The sequence below is a fragment of the Pseudomonas sp. RGB genome (assembly GCF_007713445.1).
Taxonomy (GTDB): Bacteria; Pseudomonadota; Gammaproteobacteria; order Pseudomonadales; family Pseudomonadaceae; genus Aquipseudomonas.
In genome coordinates this window covers 82,871-97,077 of record NZ_VMSH01000007.1, presented here as the reverse complement: position 1 = coordinate 97,077, position 14,207 = coordinate 82,871, and the positions used below count along the sequence as shown (strand labels likewise).

The 14,207-nt window shown below is 62.0% G+C and carries 14 protein-coding genes; 9 read left to right on the top strand and 5 right to left on the bottom strand.

The features are described 5' to 3' along the window. The first annotated feature begins 359 nt into the window (after positions 1-359). Complete coding sequence (nadB, locus tag FPT15_RS16505) at positions 360-1,976, top strand: L-aspartate oxidase (RefSeq protein WP_145162891.1); 1,617 nt, start codon at positions 360-362, stop codon at positions 1,974-1,976. Here nadB and FPT15_RS16500 read toward each other — a convergent pair. Next, entirely contained in the window at positions 1,945-2,391 is a 447-nt protein-coding gene (locus tag FPT15_RS16500; protein ID WP_145162889.1) for a protein YgfX, read from the bottom strand. The genes nadB and FPT15_RS16500 overlap by 32 nt on opposite strands. Continuing rightward, the gene (locus FPT15_RS16495; protein ID WP_014717362.1) at positions 2,375-2,629 is read right to left on the bottom strand and encodes a succinate dehydrogenase assembly factor 2; all 255 of its coding nucleotides are present in this window, start codon (positions 2,627-2,629) and stop codon (positions 2,375-2,377) included. Before FPT15_RS16495 ends, FPT15_RS16500 begins: the two co-directional genes overlap by 17 nt. 140 nt (positions 2,630-2,769) lie before the next feature. Here FPT15_RS16495 and FPT15_RS16490 point away from each other — a divergent pair, with 140 nt between their 5' ends. Both FPT15_RS16490 and FPT15_RS16485 read left to right on the top strand, forming a co-directional pair. Beyond that, on the top strand, positions 2,770-3,711 hold the full coding sequence (locus tag FPT15_RS16490) for a folate-binding protein YgfZ (protein ID WP_145162887.1): 942 nt from the start codon (positions 2,770-2,772) through the stop codon (positions 3,709-3,711). Positions 3,712-3,747: 36 nt separating this feature from the next. After that, positions 3,748-4,569, top strand: coding sequence for an HDOD domain-containing protein (locus FPT15_RS16485; RefSeq protein WP_145162885.1), 822 nt, complete (start codon positions 3,748-3,750; stop codon positions 4,567-4,569). On the opposite strand, the gene FPT15_RS16480 is transcribed toward FPT15_RS16485, so the two are convergent. Both FPT15_RS16480 and FPT15_RS16475 read right to left on the bottom strand, forming a co-directional pair. Continuing rightward, positions 4,570-5,955: a sensor histidine kinase gene (locus tag FPT15_RS16480; RefSeq protein WP_145162883.1), complete on the bottom strand. Its 1,386-nt coding sequence runs from the start codon at positions 5,953-5,955 to the stop codon at positions 4,570-4,572. Continuing rightward, the gene (locus FPT15_RS16475; RefSeq protein ID WP_083359659.1) at positions 5,948-6,619 is read right to left on the bottom strand and encodes a response regulator; all 672 of its coding nucleotides are present in this window, start codon (positions 6,617-6,619) and stop codon (positions 5,948-5,950) included. Before FPT15_RS16475 ends, FPT15_RS16480 begins: the two co-directional genes overlap by 8 nt. Positions 6,620-6,854: 235 nt before the next feature. Here FPT15_RS16475 and FPT15_RS16470 point away from each other — a divergent pair, with 235 nt between their 5' ends. From FPT15_RS16470 to FPT15_RS16450, 5 genes are read left to right on the top strand one after another with little or no spacing between them, the layout of a single operon-like run. After that, on the top strand, positions 6,855-8,147 hold the full coding sequence (locus tag FPT15_RS16470; protein WP_145162881.1) for an OprD family porin: 1,293 nt from the start codon (positions 6,855-6,857) through the stop codon (positions 8,145-8,147). Positions 8,148-8,180: 33 nt separating this feature from the next. Further along, a complete protein-coding gene (locus tag FPT15_RS16465) occupies positions 8,181-9,164 on the top strand; it encodes a tripartite tricarboxylate transporter substrate binding protein (RefSeq protein ID WP_145162879.1) in 984 nt (327 codons plus the stop codon). A gap of 60 nt (positions 9,165-9,224) precedes the next feature. Continuing rightward, a complete protein-coding gene (locus tag FPT15_RS16460; RefSeq protein ID WP_145162878.1) occupies positions 9,225-9,683 on the top strand; it encodes a tripartite tricarboxylate transporter TctB family protein in 459 nt (152 codons plus the stop codon). Position 9,684: 1 nt separating this feature from the next. Next, a complete protein-coding gene (locus FPT15_RS16455; RefSeq protein WP_106577026.1) occupies positions 9,685-11,199 on the top strand; it encodes a tripartite tricarboxylate transporter permease in 1,515 nt (504 codons plus the stop codon). Next, the gene (locus FPT15_RS16450) at positions 11,192-12,229 is read left to right on the top strand and encodes an AbrB family transcriptional regulator (RefSeq protein ID WP_145162876.1); all 1,038 of its coding nucleotides are present in this window, start codon (positions 11,192-11,194) and stop codon (positions 12,227-12,229) included. Before FPT15_RS16455 ends, FPT15_RS16450 begins: the two co-directional genes overlap by 8 nt. Positions 12,230-12,264: 35 nt before the next feature. Here FPT15_RS16450 and ung read toward each other — a convergent pair whose 3' ends face one another. Continuing rightward, positions 12,265-12,957 carry a uracil-DNA glycosylase gene (gene ung, locus FPT15_RS16445; RefSeq protein ID WP_145162874.1) on the bottom strand — a complete coding sequence of 231 codons (693 nt, stop codon included), beginning with the start codon at positions 12,955-12,957 and terminating at the stop codon, positions 12,265-12,267. A gap of 136 nt (positions 12,958-13,093) precedes the next feature. Between ung and FPT15_RS16440 the strand changes: the two genes are divergently transcribed. Next, a complete protein-coding gene (locus FPT15_RS16440; RefSeq protein WP_145162872.1) occupies positions 13,094-14,206 on the top strand; it encodes an enoyl-CoA hydratase/isomerase family protein in 1,113 nt (370 codons plus the stop codon). Position 14,207 lies beyond the last annotated feature (1 nt).

Here is a 14,207-nt window from a genome sequence, read left to right as displayed (position 1 = left end):
TCCGGCGCGCACTGATTTGGCACACACGAAAAACGCAGCACGGGCATCGCCGGCTGCGCGAATAATCTTGTCGCCGGTTTTCTGACGCGTCCAATGCTCCCGACGGGCCAATAAACTCAACGTTTTCCCAGCTTTCGGGCAACCTGCTATTGAGTCAGGGCTTATGCAAAAAGTTCCCGTCTCAATAACCAGCCGATTTTACCCAAGCTGCGCACCGTAATCTCACATTGCCACGAATGCCCGGCTATTGTGCCGCTCCCCCCCTCTATATACTAGTGGCCCGTGTGACCCTTTGATTCGCCGATCCAGGCGTCCTGTTCGCGCCACCCCTTTGGATCGCTTTTTGCGGAATCCTGCTAATGAGCCAACAGTTTCAACACGATGTCCTGGTGATCGGTAGTGGCGCGGCCGGCTTGAGCCTGGCGCTGACGCTCCCCAGCCACTTGCGCATTGCGGTGCTGAGCAAAGGCGATCTGGCCAACGGCTCGACATTCTGGGCCCAGGGCGGCGTCGCAGCAGTTCTGGACGACACTGACACCGTGCAATCCCACGTCGAAGACACTCTTAACGCTGGCGGCGGCCTGTGCAACGAAGACGCCGTACGCTTCACCGTCGAGCACAGCCGCGAAGCCATCCAATGGCTGATCGACCAGGGCGTGCCGTTCACCCGCGACGAGCATGCCGGCAGCGACGACGGCGGATTTGAATTCCACCTGACCCGCGAAGGCGGTCACAGCCACCGCCGCATCATCCATGCGGCTGACGCCACCGGCGCCGCCATTTTCAGAACCCTCCTCGACCAGGCCCGCCAACGCCCCAACATCGAGCTGTTGGAACAACGGGTAGCCGTCGACCTGATCACCGAAAAGCGCCTGGGCCTGGCAGGCGAACGCTGCCTCGGCGCCTACGTGCTCAACCGCGCCAGCGGCGAAGTCGACACCTACGGCGCGCGCTTCACCATTCTCGCCTCGGGCGGCGCGGCCAAGGTTTATCTCTATACCAGCAACCCCGACGGTGCCTGCGGCGATGGCATTGCCATGGCGTGGCGTTCGGGCTGCCGCGTCGCGAATCTGGAGTTCAACCAGTTCCACCCCACCTGCCTGTATCACCCGCAGGCCAAGAGCTTCCTGATCACCGAAGCCCTTCGCGGTGAAGGTGCGCACCTGAAACTGCCAAATGGCGAGCGCTTCATGCAACGCTTCGACCCTCGCGCTGAGCTCGCGCCGCGGGATATTGTCGCCCGCGCCATCGACCACGAAATGAAGCGCCTGGGCATCGACTGCGTCTACCTGGACATCAGCCACAAGCCCGAAGCCTTCATCAAGACCCATTTCCCCACCGTCTACGAGCGCTGCCTGGCGTTCAACATCGACATCACCAAAGGCCCGATCCCGGTAGTGCCGGCCGCGCACTACACCTGCGGCGGTGTGATGGTGGACCAACACGGCCGCACCGACGTGCCTGGCCTGTATGCAATCGGCGAAACCAGCTTCACCGGCCTGCACGGCGCCAACCGCATGGCCAGCAACTCGCTGCTCGAATGCTTCGTCTACGCCCGCTCCGCCGCCGCCGACATCCTCGAACAACTGCCCCGCATCCCGGTACCCGCCGCCCTGCCCCGCTGGGACGCCAGCCAGGTCACCGACTCGGACGAAGACGTCATCATCGCCCACAACTGGGATGAGCTGCGCCGCTTCATGTGGGACTACGTGGGGATCGTGCGCACCAACAAGCGCCTGCAACGCGCTCAACACCGCGTGCGGTTGCTGTTGGACGAGATCGACGAGTTCTACAGCAACTATAAAGTCAGCCGTGACCTGATCGAATTGCGCAACCTGGCGCAGGTGGCGGAACTGATGATCCGCTCTGCCATGGAGCGCAAGGAGAGCCGCGGCCTGCACTACACCCTCGACTACCCGCAGATGCTGCCCGAGGCCCGTGACACTATTCTGGCGCCAGCCACCTACGGCGGCTGAACTTCAAGCGAACCCGCAGGCGCCGATGCACGTCGGCGGCCTGCGCGTCCCTGGGCACGCAGATCGAACGCACCCGCCATTCTCCCTGCACCCGATAGCGCAGCACCACGATCAACGGTAATGCCAGGCTGTCGGGACGCAGTTGCACAGGGTGCCAGCCGCGCTCATCACAAAATAGCTGCCAGCCGTCTTCGTCGCGGCGCAGGCCACGAATCGACGAACGGTGGTTCAACAGGATATGACGCGGCAAAACCCACACGGCGTGGGCCAGACACAACAGAATGCCGAGGCCGTAGAACGGTAGATCCCCAAGCAGCAAGGCGCCCAACGCGAACAGCTGGGCAAGCAGATAGGCCGCCAGCAATAGCCGTGAGGCCTGCCAGCGGCATTCGAAGTGATTACTTGGGCTGGACACGATCCAGAATCATCCGAACCATGCGCTGCAGCTCCGGATCTTCAGATTCGGCGCGCTCCATGAACCAGCCGAACATGTCCTGATCTTCGCAAGTCAGCAGCCTGACGTAGAGGTCGCGGTCCACCTGATTGAGCGTCGCGTACACCTCTTTGGTGAAAGGCACCAGCAACACATCCAACTCCAGCATGCCGCGACGGCTGTGCCAGTAGAGGCGATTGATTTCTACATCTTCGACCATGGAGCGCTCCTCAAATAGAGCGCAAGTATACAGGCCCGACAGCACCGGACCAGTCGGCTTTGGTCGCACCATACGGAAACTATCCATTTGCCGGACGCCCCTCTATGATGCACCCATGACTTTTTGACCTGCGATGACCCATGGCTGACTCCGCTTTTTTTTGCCCCTTGTCACACGAAGGCGTTCTTGCCGTCCGCGGCGCCGACGCTGCCAAGTTCCTGCAAGGGCAACTGACCTGCAACCTCAATTACCTGAGTGACACCCAGGCGAGCCTCGGCGCTCGCTGCACGCAAAAAGGCCGCATGCAGTCGAGCTTTCGCATCCTGCTGCAAGGCGACGGCGTGCTCCTGGCCATGGCCAGCGAACTGCTCGAACCGCAACTGGCAGATTTGAAAAAATACGCGGTGTTCTCCAAATCCAAACTCACCGACGAAAGCGCCGCCTGGGTGCGTTTCGGCCTGTCGAATGCGGATCAGGCCCTCGCCTCCCTTAGCCTTGAGCTGCCTGCCGAAACCGACAGCGTAACGCGCAGCGACACATTGATTGCCATTCGTGTCTCACCTGGCCGCAGCGAACTCTGGGTGCCCGTCGAACACGCCGAAGCCGTGCGCGCTCAGCTGGCCACACAGCTGCAACCTGCTGACTTGAATCAATGGCTGTTGGGCCAGATCCGCGCCGGCATCGGCCAGGTCATGCCCCAGACCCGTGAACTGTTTATCCCGCAAATGCTCAACCTGCAGGCCGTCGGCGGCGTCAGCTTCAAGAAAGGCTGCTACACCGGCCAGGAAATCGTCGCGCGCATGCAATACCTGGGCAAACTCAAGCGTCGCCTGTATCGCCTGAGCCTTGATGCAACCGAATTGCCCGAGCCAGGCACCCCGTTGTTCGCGCCCAGCCACAACAGTGCTATCGGTGAGGTGGTGATTGCAGCAAAAGCTGACCAATGCGTGGAACTTCTGGCCGTGCTGCAGGCCGAAGCTGCCGACAGTGGCGATGTGCACTTAGGCACCCTGGAAGGCCCGGGCTTGCAGTTGCTCGATCTGCCTTACCAACTGGATCGTGATAAAGAGATCCAGCGTTAAGCGCCGCACTTTTTTGCAGCACCCTAGAGAACATGAATGAACAAGCTGGCGGAAAAAGTCCAACAGGCTTTAGTGACGGCCATCGACAACGATGACCTGGTTCTGCCGACATTACCGGAAGTGGCCCTGAACATACGTCAGGCCGCCGAAGACCCGGAAATCAGCATCAGCCACTTGAGCAAAGTGATCGCTCGCGACACCGCCCTGTCGGCACGCCTGATCAAAGTGGTCAACAGCCCGCTGATGCGCGCGACCCAGGAAGTCACCGACCTGCATACCGCCATCACCCGGCTGGGCACCAACTACAGCAGCAACCTGGCCATTGGCCTGGTGATGGAGCAGATCTTCCACGCCCGCTCCGAAGTCGTCGATTTGAAAATGCGCGAAGTGTGGCGCCGCAGCCTGGAAGTAGCAGGCGTGAGCTATGCCTTGTGCCGCAGCCACAGCCAGCTGAAACCTGACCAGGCAGCGCTCGGCGGTCTGGTGCATCAGATTGGCGTGCTGCCGATCCTCGCCTATGCCGAAGACCGTTACGAACTGCTCTCCGACCCGGTCAGCCTCAACCATGTGATAGAGAGCATTCACCCGCTGTTGGGCGACAAACTGCTGGGTGACTGGGATTTTCCGGAGATGCTCGCGAAGCTGCCAGGGCAATACCTGGACCTGGAACGCGACTCCGCGAGCCTGGACTACATCGACCTGGTGCAAGTCGCCGTGCTGTATTGCCACCGGGGCACCGATCATCCGCTGGCGAATGTATCGGTTGCCAGCCTGCCGGCGATCCAGAAGCTGCGCGTCGACCCCTACAGCAATGCCCTGCGTGCCGAGCTGGAAGAAGCGCGCTCGATGTTTTACTGATCAACCCGCGATAAAACTCACGCGCACCTTCAACCCCGCCAACTCGCCGTCATGCAGACTGATCTGCGCCAAGTGTGCACGGCAGATCTCACCGACAATCGCCAGCCCCAAACCTGAGCCCATGCCCTGTTGGCTGCGGCGGTAGAAACGCTCGAATACCCGGTCCCGCTCATCCAGCGGGATGCCCGGGCCATCATCTTCCACCTCCAGGATCGCGGGCGCCGTGACCCGCAAAATCACGTTGCCTCCGGACGGTGTGTGAGCCAGGGCGTTATCGACCAGGTTGCTCAGCAACTCGTTCAACAAGGTCGGCTCACCCCGCAGCCACACCGGCTCATCCGCCTCCAACGCCAGCGCAACGCCGCGCGCATGCGCCAGCGGCGCCATGGCCATGCCCAATTCCCGCGCCAGTTGGCTGAGGTCGAGCAATTGCGCCCCGCCTTCGGCAATCGCCCGCGCGCCGTTTTCAATGCGTGCCAGCGACAGCAGTTGGTTGGCCAAATGGGTGAGGCGGTCGGTGCCTTGGGCGGCGGTTTCCAGGGTGCTGCGCCACGTCGCCGGGGCGTCGCTGCGCAGGCCGAGTTCCAAACGCGCCTTCAGTGCCGCCAGCGGGGTGCGCAATTCGTGGGCGGCGTCGGCGATAAACTGCGCCTGGCGCTCGAACTGGCCGCGCAGGCGCTCGGTGAAGTGATTGAGGGAGCGCACCAGGGGACCGAACTCATGCTGCACTTCCACCAACGGCAATGGCCGCAAGTCGTCGGGCTGACGCTCCTCCACGGCAGTGCGCAAGCGCTCCAGCGGACGCAGCGCCGCGCTGACGGCAAACCACACCAGCAGCAATGCGCCCACGGCCAACATCCCAAGGCGCAGCAAGGTGTCGGCCAGCAGGCTACGGGCCATGCTTTCGCGCGCTTCATCGGTTTCTGCAACGCGAATTTCGGCCATGCCATTCATGTTCGGTTCGGAGACAGCCTTGAGCAAACTCACCACGCGTACGTGCTGGCCCTGGTAGGTGGCGTTGTAAAACCGCGCCAGCGCCGGGTAGTCGTCCGTGCGCGGCGTGCCCGGCGGCGGGCCGGGGAGGTTTTCGTAACCGGAGATCAGCTTGCGATCAATGTCATTGACCTGATAGTAAATACGCCCGGCGCTGTCGTAGGCAAAGGTGTCCAGCGCCACATAAGGCACATTCGCGCTCAGGGTGCCATCCACCTGGGTCAAGCCGGCGGCGATAGTGCGCGCTGACGCCAGCAAGGTGCGGTCGTAAGCGGTGTCGGCGGCTTCGCGCCCATTCCAGTAGGCGCTCATGCCGCTGGCAAGCATCAACACCACCAGCAACAGCGCCAGGTTCCACAGCAGGCGCCAGCGCAGGCTGCTGGGCTTATGCATCGCGGGCTTCCAGCAGGTAGCCAAGGCCACGGAAAGTCACGATGGCGATAGGCTGGCCGTCGAGCTTCTTGCGCAGGCGGTGCACGTAGATTTCGATGGCGTCGGGGCTGGCCTCTTCATCCAGGCCGAACACCTGCGACGCCAATTGCTCCTTGCTCATTACCCGACCAGGGCGTGCGATCAGCGCTTCCAGCACCGCTTGCTCGCGGGAAGTCAACGTCAGCAGTTCGCCACCCACGGTGAAACGCCGGGTATCCAGATCGTAGACCAGCACGCCGCACGCTTGCTGGCGCTCACCCCCCAAGACGCTGCGGCGCAACAGCGCTTTGACCCGCGCTTCCAGCTCGGTCAACTCAAATGGCTTGGCAAGGTAGTCATCGGCGCCCAGGTTCAGGCCGTGTACGCGGTCTTTTACATCACTGCGCGCCGTCAGCATCAACACAGGCAGATTTTTCCCACGCGCGCGCAGACGCGCCAACACTTCAAAACCGTCCATGCGCGGCAGCCCCACGTCGAGGATCACCACCGCATATTCCTCGCTGTTCAAGGCCAGGTCCGCGGCCACGCCATCGTGCAACACGTCGACAGTCAAACCCGTGCTCTTGAGCGCCTGGGCGACACTTTCGGCGAGTTGCAAATGGTCTTCAACCAGGAGGACACGCATGGATTTTCACCTCATTCGGGCATGGTCGACGCCACGCTTTGCGGGGCAGTTTACAGGCGCCGCCTGCCCTGTGAAGCCCGAAAACATTGAAAGGCAACTGAAAGGTTAGTGAAAGCTTCGCCCTTTAGCATCCAGCCACGGTGGGTCATGCCCGCCGAGCTACCTGATCCGTAGTGCCAGAAAAACGCCTCGAAGCGTTTTCGCAAAAATAAGAACAATAACGGAGTACACAACGATGCTGTCGACACAGCCACAGGCTTGCCCGCCTGTTCGTTTTTCTCGCCTTGCCCACACCGCCCTTGCCAGTGCCACCGCCCTTGCCGGCTTTTCGCCACTGAGCCAGGCTGCCTTCTTCGAAGACAGCAGCGCCACCCTCGAAACCCGCAATATGTACTTCAACCGCGACTTTCGCGACGGTACCAGTGCCCAGCAATCCAAGCGTGACGAATGGGCCCAGGGGTTCATGCTCAACCTGCAATCGGGCTACACCGATGGCACTGTCGGGTTTGGCGTGGATGCGCTGGGCATGCTTGGCGTCAAGCTCGACTCCAGCCCCGACCGCACCGGCACCGGCCTGTTGCCGACCCACGACGATGGCCGCGCCGCCAACGAATACTCCAAGCTGGGCCTGACCGGCAAAGTGAAGATCTCCGCCACCGAACTGAAAGTCGGCGCGCTGATCCCCGAACTGCCGATCCTCAAGCCCAACGACGGACGCATCCTGCCGCAGACCTTCAACGGCGGCCTGCTGACCTCCAAAGAATTCAAGAACCTGGTGTTCACCGGCGGCCGTCTGGACAAGGCCAAGGACCGTGACGACACCAGCTACGAAGACATCGCCCTCAACAACAAAAACAGCCGCTTCGTCAGCGGCGCCACTGGCAAGCACTTCAACTTCGGCGGCGTGGACTACACGTTTGCCGACAAGATCACCGGCAGCTACCACTTCGCCCAGCTCGACGACGTGTACCGCCAGCACTTCCTGGGCCTTGTGGCCTCACGCCCAATGGGCCCCGGCACTTTCGGCGCCGACCTGCGCCTGGCCATCAGTGATGACACCGGCAGCGCCCGCGGCGGCAACATCGACAACACATCGCTCAACGGCCTGTTCAGCTATGCCCTCAATGGCCATAAGCTCAGCGCCGGCTACCAGCACATGTCCGGCGACAGCGCCTTTCCCTACGTGGATGGCAGCGACCCGTACCTGGTCAACTTCGTGCAGATCAACGACTTTGCCGGCGCACAAGAGCGCTCCTGGCAGGCGCGCTACGACTATGACTTCGCCAAGCTGGGCATTCCCGGCCTGAGTTTCATGAGCCGTTACCTGTCGGGTGACAACATCAGGCTTCGCAACGGCGAGACCGGCAAGGAGTGGGAGCGCAACAGCGAGATCCGCTACGTGGTGCAAAGCGGCACGCTCAAGGATGTCGCCCTGCGCCTGCGTAACGCCACCTACCGCTCCAACTATTCGGCACGTGATGCCGACGAAGTGCGCGTGCTGGTGAGCTACAGCATTGCGCTTTGGTAGTCGCAACTCATAACAACAAAGACGGAGATAAACATGACCTATTCACTGCGTAAATTGGCCCTCGCCGCCGGCTGCATGCTGTTCGCCGGCCAACTGTTGGCCGCCGACGAACCCAAGCGCCCGGAGTGCATCGCCCCGGCCTCGCCCGGCGGTGGCTTTGACCTGACCTGCAAACTGGCGCAAAGCGCGCTGGTCAACGAAAAGTTGCTGAGCAAGCCGATGCGCGTCACCTACATGCCAGGTGGCGTGGGCGCGGTGGCCTATAACGCGGTGGTCGCTCAACGCCCGGCGGACGCTGGCACGCTGGTAGCGTGGTCCAGCGGTTCGCTGCTGAACCTGGCCCAAGGCAAGTTCGGTCGCTTTGATGAAAACGCCGTGCGCTGGCTCGCCGCCGTCGGCACCAGCTACGGCGCCATCGCGGTGAAAGCCGATTCGCCCTACAAAAACCTCGACGATCTGGTCAAAGCCCTGAAGAAAGATCCGGGCAGCGTCGTCATCGGTTCTGGCGGCACCGTCGGCAGCCAGGACTGGATGCAAACCGCATTGATCGCCAAGGCTGCCGGTATCAACCCGCGCGACCTGCGTTATGTGGCACTCGAAGGCGGCGGTGAAATTGCCACCGCACTGCTCGGCGGTCATATCCAGGTGGGCAGTACCGACATCTCCGACTCCATGCCGCACATCCTCAGCGGCGACATGCGCCTGCTCGCCGTGTTTGCCGAAAAGCGCCTGGACGAGCCGGAAATGAAGAATATTCCGACCGCCAAAGAGCAAGGCTACGACATCGTCTGGCCGGTGGTACGCGGCTTCTACCTCGGGCCAAAAGTCAGCGATGCCGACTACGCCTGGTGGAAAGACGCGTTCGACAAACTGCTGGCCTCCGAAGAGTTCGCCAAACTGCGTGACCAGCGCGAGCTGTTCCCGTTCGCCATGACCGGCCCGGAGCTGGACACCTACGTGAAGAAACAGGTGGCTGACTACAAAGTGCTGGCCAAAGAGTTCGGCCTGATCCAGTAATCGCCCCTCTTTTGCACGGCCGCGCCCTCCTCGACGGGCGGCGCGGCCCAGGAGTTTCACATGCTCTTACAACGCATTTTCGCCTCAGTCATGCTGCTGGTCTGCGCCGGCCTCGCGCTGATGGCGTGGCCGTATCAGGCGGCGTTTTCCTACGAGCCGGTCGGGCCTCGCGCCTACCCGCTGCTGATGCTCGGGCTGATGAGCCTGGGCCTGATCTACATGCTGTTTCGCCCACAGCCCACCAAGCACACCGAAGAAGAACCGGCCCTGGACCGCGACACGCTGATCAAGATCGGCATCTGCGTGGCGCTGTTGATCGTGTTTGCCGGCACGTTCGAGCCCCTGGGCTTCATCCTCAGCAGCATGCTGACCGGCATCCCGATGGCGCGCCTGTATGGCGGCCGCTGGTTACCCAGCGTGGTGATCGTCACCTTGATGGCAATCGGTCTTTACCTGCTGTTCGACAAAGCCATGGATGTACCGCTGCCCCTCGGCCTGCTTGAAGTTCTGGAGAACTGATATGGATACGTTCAGCTACTTGGGCCAGGGCTTCGGCGTTGCACTGACCCCTTACAACCTGGTGACTGCCCTGTGCGGCACCTTGATCGGCACCGTGGTCGGCCTGCTGCCGGGCCTGGGCCCGATCAACGGCGTGGCGCTGTTGATCCCCATTGCGTTCGCCCTGGGGCTGCCGCCGGAGTCGGCGTTGATCCTGCTCGCTGCCGTCTACCTGGGTTGCGAATACGGCGGCCGTATCAGCTCGATCCTGCTGAACATTCCCGGCGAAGCGTCCACCGTAATGACCACCCTCGACGGCTACCCGATGGCCCGCAAAGGCCTGGCCGGTGTGGCACTGTCGTTGTCGGCGTGGAGTTCGTTCATCGGTGCGTTCATTGCCACCTGCGGCATGGTGCTGTTTGCGCCGCTGCTGGCCAAATGGGCGATTGCCTTCGGCCCGGCGGAATATTTCGTACTGATGGTGTTCGCAATTGTCTGCCTCGGCGGCATGGCCGGAGACAAACCACTGAAGACGTTCGTGGCGGCGCTGATCGGCCTGTTCCTCTCAGCCGTCGGCATCGACGCCAACAGCGGCGTGTACCGTTTTACCGGCGACAACATCCACCTCACCGACGGCATTCAGTTTGTCGTATTGGTCCTGGGTTTGTTCTCCATCAGCGAGATCCTGTTGCTGCTGGAAAAAACCCACCGCGGCCAGGAAGCGGTAAAAGCCACCGGACGCATGATGTTCAACCTGAAGGAAGCGTCTGCAGTCTTCGTGGTTAACATCCGTTGCGGCTTGCTGGGTTTCATCATGGGCGTCTTGCCGGGTGCCGGCGCGACACTCGCCTCGGCCGTTGCCTACATGACCGAAAAACGCCTGGCCGGTGCCAGCGGTAAATTCGGCCAGGGCGACATGCGCGGCCTCGCCGCTCCGGAAACCGCCATCGGCGCTTCCGCCTGCGGCGCGCTGGTGCCGATGCTGACCTTGGGCGTACCCGGTTCGGGCACCACCGCTGTGATGATCGGCGCGTTGTCGCTGTACAACATCACCCCGGGCCCGCTGCTGTTCCAACAGCAACCGGACATCGTCTGGGGCCTGATCGCGTCGTTGTTTATCGCCAACATCATGCTGGTGATCCTCAACATCCCGATGATCCGCATCTTCACGCGCATCCTCGCCGTGCCGAACTGGGCGCTGGTGCCGGTGATCGCCATCATCACCGCAATCGGTGTGTATGCGGTTCACGCCACTACCTTCGACCTGTTTCTGATGGTCGGCATCGGCATCTTCGGCTACATCCTGCGCAAGCTGGACTTCCCGTTGTCGCCCGTGCTGCTGGGTTTCATCCTCGGCGGCCTGATGGAGCAGAACCTGCGCCGCGCGCTGTCGATTTCCAACGGCGCGCTGGACATCCTCTGGTCCAGCCCGATCACCTTTGGTGTGTGGGTGCTGACCGCGCTGATGCTGGCCTTCCCGCTGGTGCGCATCTATCGCAAACGTGCCCTGCAGCGTCGCGCCCTGGCCGATGTCTGAGGTCACCTTTAAGCAATGGTGGGCAACACCGCTGGTCGGCCTGGCCGGCGGTTACCTGGCCAGCCTCGTCGGCTGGCCTTTGCCTTATGTGGTCGGCTCGTTGCTGGCGATTATCCTGGTGCGCTGCCTCACGCCGTGGCAGTTGGCGGAGATTCCCGGCGGGCGCAAATGCGGCCAATGGGTAGTGGGCATCGGCATCGGGCTGCACTTCACCCCGGTGGTGATCGAGCAAGTCATGAGCCACTTCGGCCTGATCTTCTTCGGCGCACTGATCACCAGCCTGTCGAGCATTATCGGCGTGTGGTTGATGCGCCGCAGCGGTGAAGACCGCGCCACCGCGTTCTTCTCCAGCATGCCGGGCGGTTCCGGTGAGATGGTCAACCTCGGCGCACGCAATGGCGCGGTGCTCAGCCGTGTCGCGGCGGGCCAGAGTCTGCGGGTGCTGGTCGTGGTGCTCTGCGTGCCGGCGATCTTCAAGTATTGGCTGGAAGGCGGCGCGCCGCAGTTTCATCCGGCGCCGGTGAGTTGGAGCTGGCTGGCGCTGCTGTTTGCGATAGGAGCCCTGGTCGCCTGGGGCTGGCAGCGTTTACGTCAGCCGAACCCGTGGCTGTTTGGGCCCTTGTTGGTCAGCGCAACTGCCAGCGTTGTGTGGGATTTGCACTACGGCCTGCCCGACGGCGGCAGCCAGATCGGCCAATGGTTGATCGGCAGCGGCTTGGGTTGCCATTTCAACCGTCAGTTCTTTCGCCGGGCGCCGTCGTTCATGGGCCGCACCTTGATCGGCACGGCCTTGACCATGGCGCTTGCAACACTGGCGGCCGTGGGCTTGAGCGCGCTGACACAGCTGGATTTGCGCTCACTCACCCTGGGCATGATGCCCGGCGGCATCGCCGAAATGAGCCTCACCGCCGAAACCCTGCAGCTGTCGGTGCCATTGGTAACGGCGATGCAGGTGATGCGTTTGTTGTTCGTGCTGTTTCTGGCAGAGCCGTTGTTCCGGTACTGGAACCGCCAGCCAGAAAAATCCTAAACCCTGACGCAAATCAAAATGGATTGCGGCAGGCTTTAAGCCGGCGGCAACCGCCACTCAATCGGCGTCTCGCCATTCTGCTCAAGAAATTTATTGGCACGGCTGAAATGCCCGCAGCCCAGAAACCCGCGATAGGCCGACAACGGTGACGGGTGCACCGACGTCAGTACCAGGTGCTTGGTCGCGTCCACCAGCTTCTGCTTGCTTTGCGCATGGGCGCCCCACAGCAGGAACACCAGGTGCGGCTGATGTTCACTGACCACTTCGATAATCCGATCCGTGAAGAACTGCCAGCCCTTGCCCGCATGGGCGTTGGCATTGGCGCGCTCAACGGTCATGGTGGTGTTGAGCATCAGCACGCCTTGATCCGCCCAGCTTTGCAGGCAACCGTGGTTGGGAATATCGATGTTCAAGTCGCGCTTGAGTTCTTTGTAAATATTGACCAGAGAGGGCGGCGTCGGCACGCCCGGCTGCACCGAGAAGCACAACCCGTGGGCCTGACCGGGCCCGTGGTACGGGTCCTGGCCCAGAATCACCACTTTGACCTTGTCCAAAGGCGTTGAATTGAGCGCATTGAAAATCAGCGGGCCTGGCGGGTAAATCTCTTTGCCAGCAGCGTGTTCCTGGCGCAGGAACTCGCGCAGTTGGGCCATGTAGGGCTGCTCGAACTCATCCCGCAGGGCGTGTTTCCAGCTGGGTTCGAGTTTGATACGGTCGCCTTCGGTCATGGTGTGTTCGTCGCGTAGAAAAAGAATGGGCGAACCCTAGGAAAGCAGGCCCCGCTTGTCAATTGATCTGACACACCACCGGCACTTTCCGTTGGACCGATCATACTGATCCTTCACTTTCTCGATTGAGGTCACGATGAACCTGCACTTCGAAGAGCTGACCGGCAGCGACGGCGCCCGCCTTGGCATCGCCAGCCTGGACGCTGAAAAGTCGCTCAACGCGCTTTCCTTGCCGATGATCCTGGCCCTGGCCGAACGTCTGGATGCCTGGGCCAAAGACCCGAATATCGTCTGCGTACTGCTGCGCGGCAACGGGCCAAAGGCCTTTTGCGCCGGCGGTGAAGTACGCAGCCTGGCCCAGGCCTGCCGTGAACGACCCGGCGTTGTGCCGGCACTGGCCGCCGATTTTTTTGCGGCGGAATATCGCCTCGACTATCGCCTGCACACGTACCCGAAACCGCTGATCTGCTGGGGCCACGGCTATGTGCTGGGCGGCGGCATGGGCCTGCTGCAGAGCGCTGCAATACGCATCGTCACCCCCAGCAGCCGTTTGGCGATGCCCGAAATCAGCATCGGCCTGTACCCGGATGTGGGCGCAAGCTGGTTCCTGTCACGCTTGCCCGGCAAGCTGGGGTTATTCCTGGGCCTCACCGGCGCGCATATGAACGGCCGCGATGCCGTGGACCTGGGCCTGGCCGACCGCTTCCTGCGCGATGACCAGCAAGACGAACTGATCGAAGGCTTGCTGCAACTGAACTGGCAGGAACAGACCGCAATGCAGCTCAACAGCCTGCTCAAGGCACTGGCCCAGGAAGCCGTCAGCCAACAACCGCAGGCGCAGTGGCTGCCCCGCCGCGCACAGATCGATGAATGGTTGGATGTGGGCGATGTGCGCTGTGCCTGGCGCGCCCTGAACCTGTTGCGCGACCACGCCGACCCGCTGTTCAGCCGTGCCGGCAAGACGCTGGCCGAAGGCTGCCCGCTGACTGCGCATCTGGTGTGGGAACAGGTCGAGCGCGCCCGGCACTTGTCATTGGCCGAGGTCTTCCAGATGGAATACACCATGAGCCTCAATTGCTGCCGTCACCCGGAATTTGCCGAAGGCGTACGCGCACGGTTGATCGACAAGGATCAACAACCCCATTGGCATTGGCCCGAGATCAACACGGTGCCGGAGGCTGTGGTGCAGGCGCACTTCACCAAGGTGTGGGAAGGCAGGCACCCGCTGGCGGACTTGTCCGACTACTGAC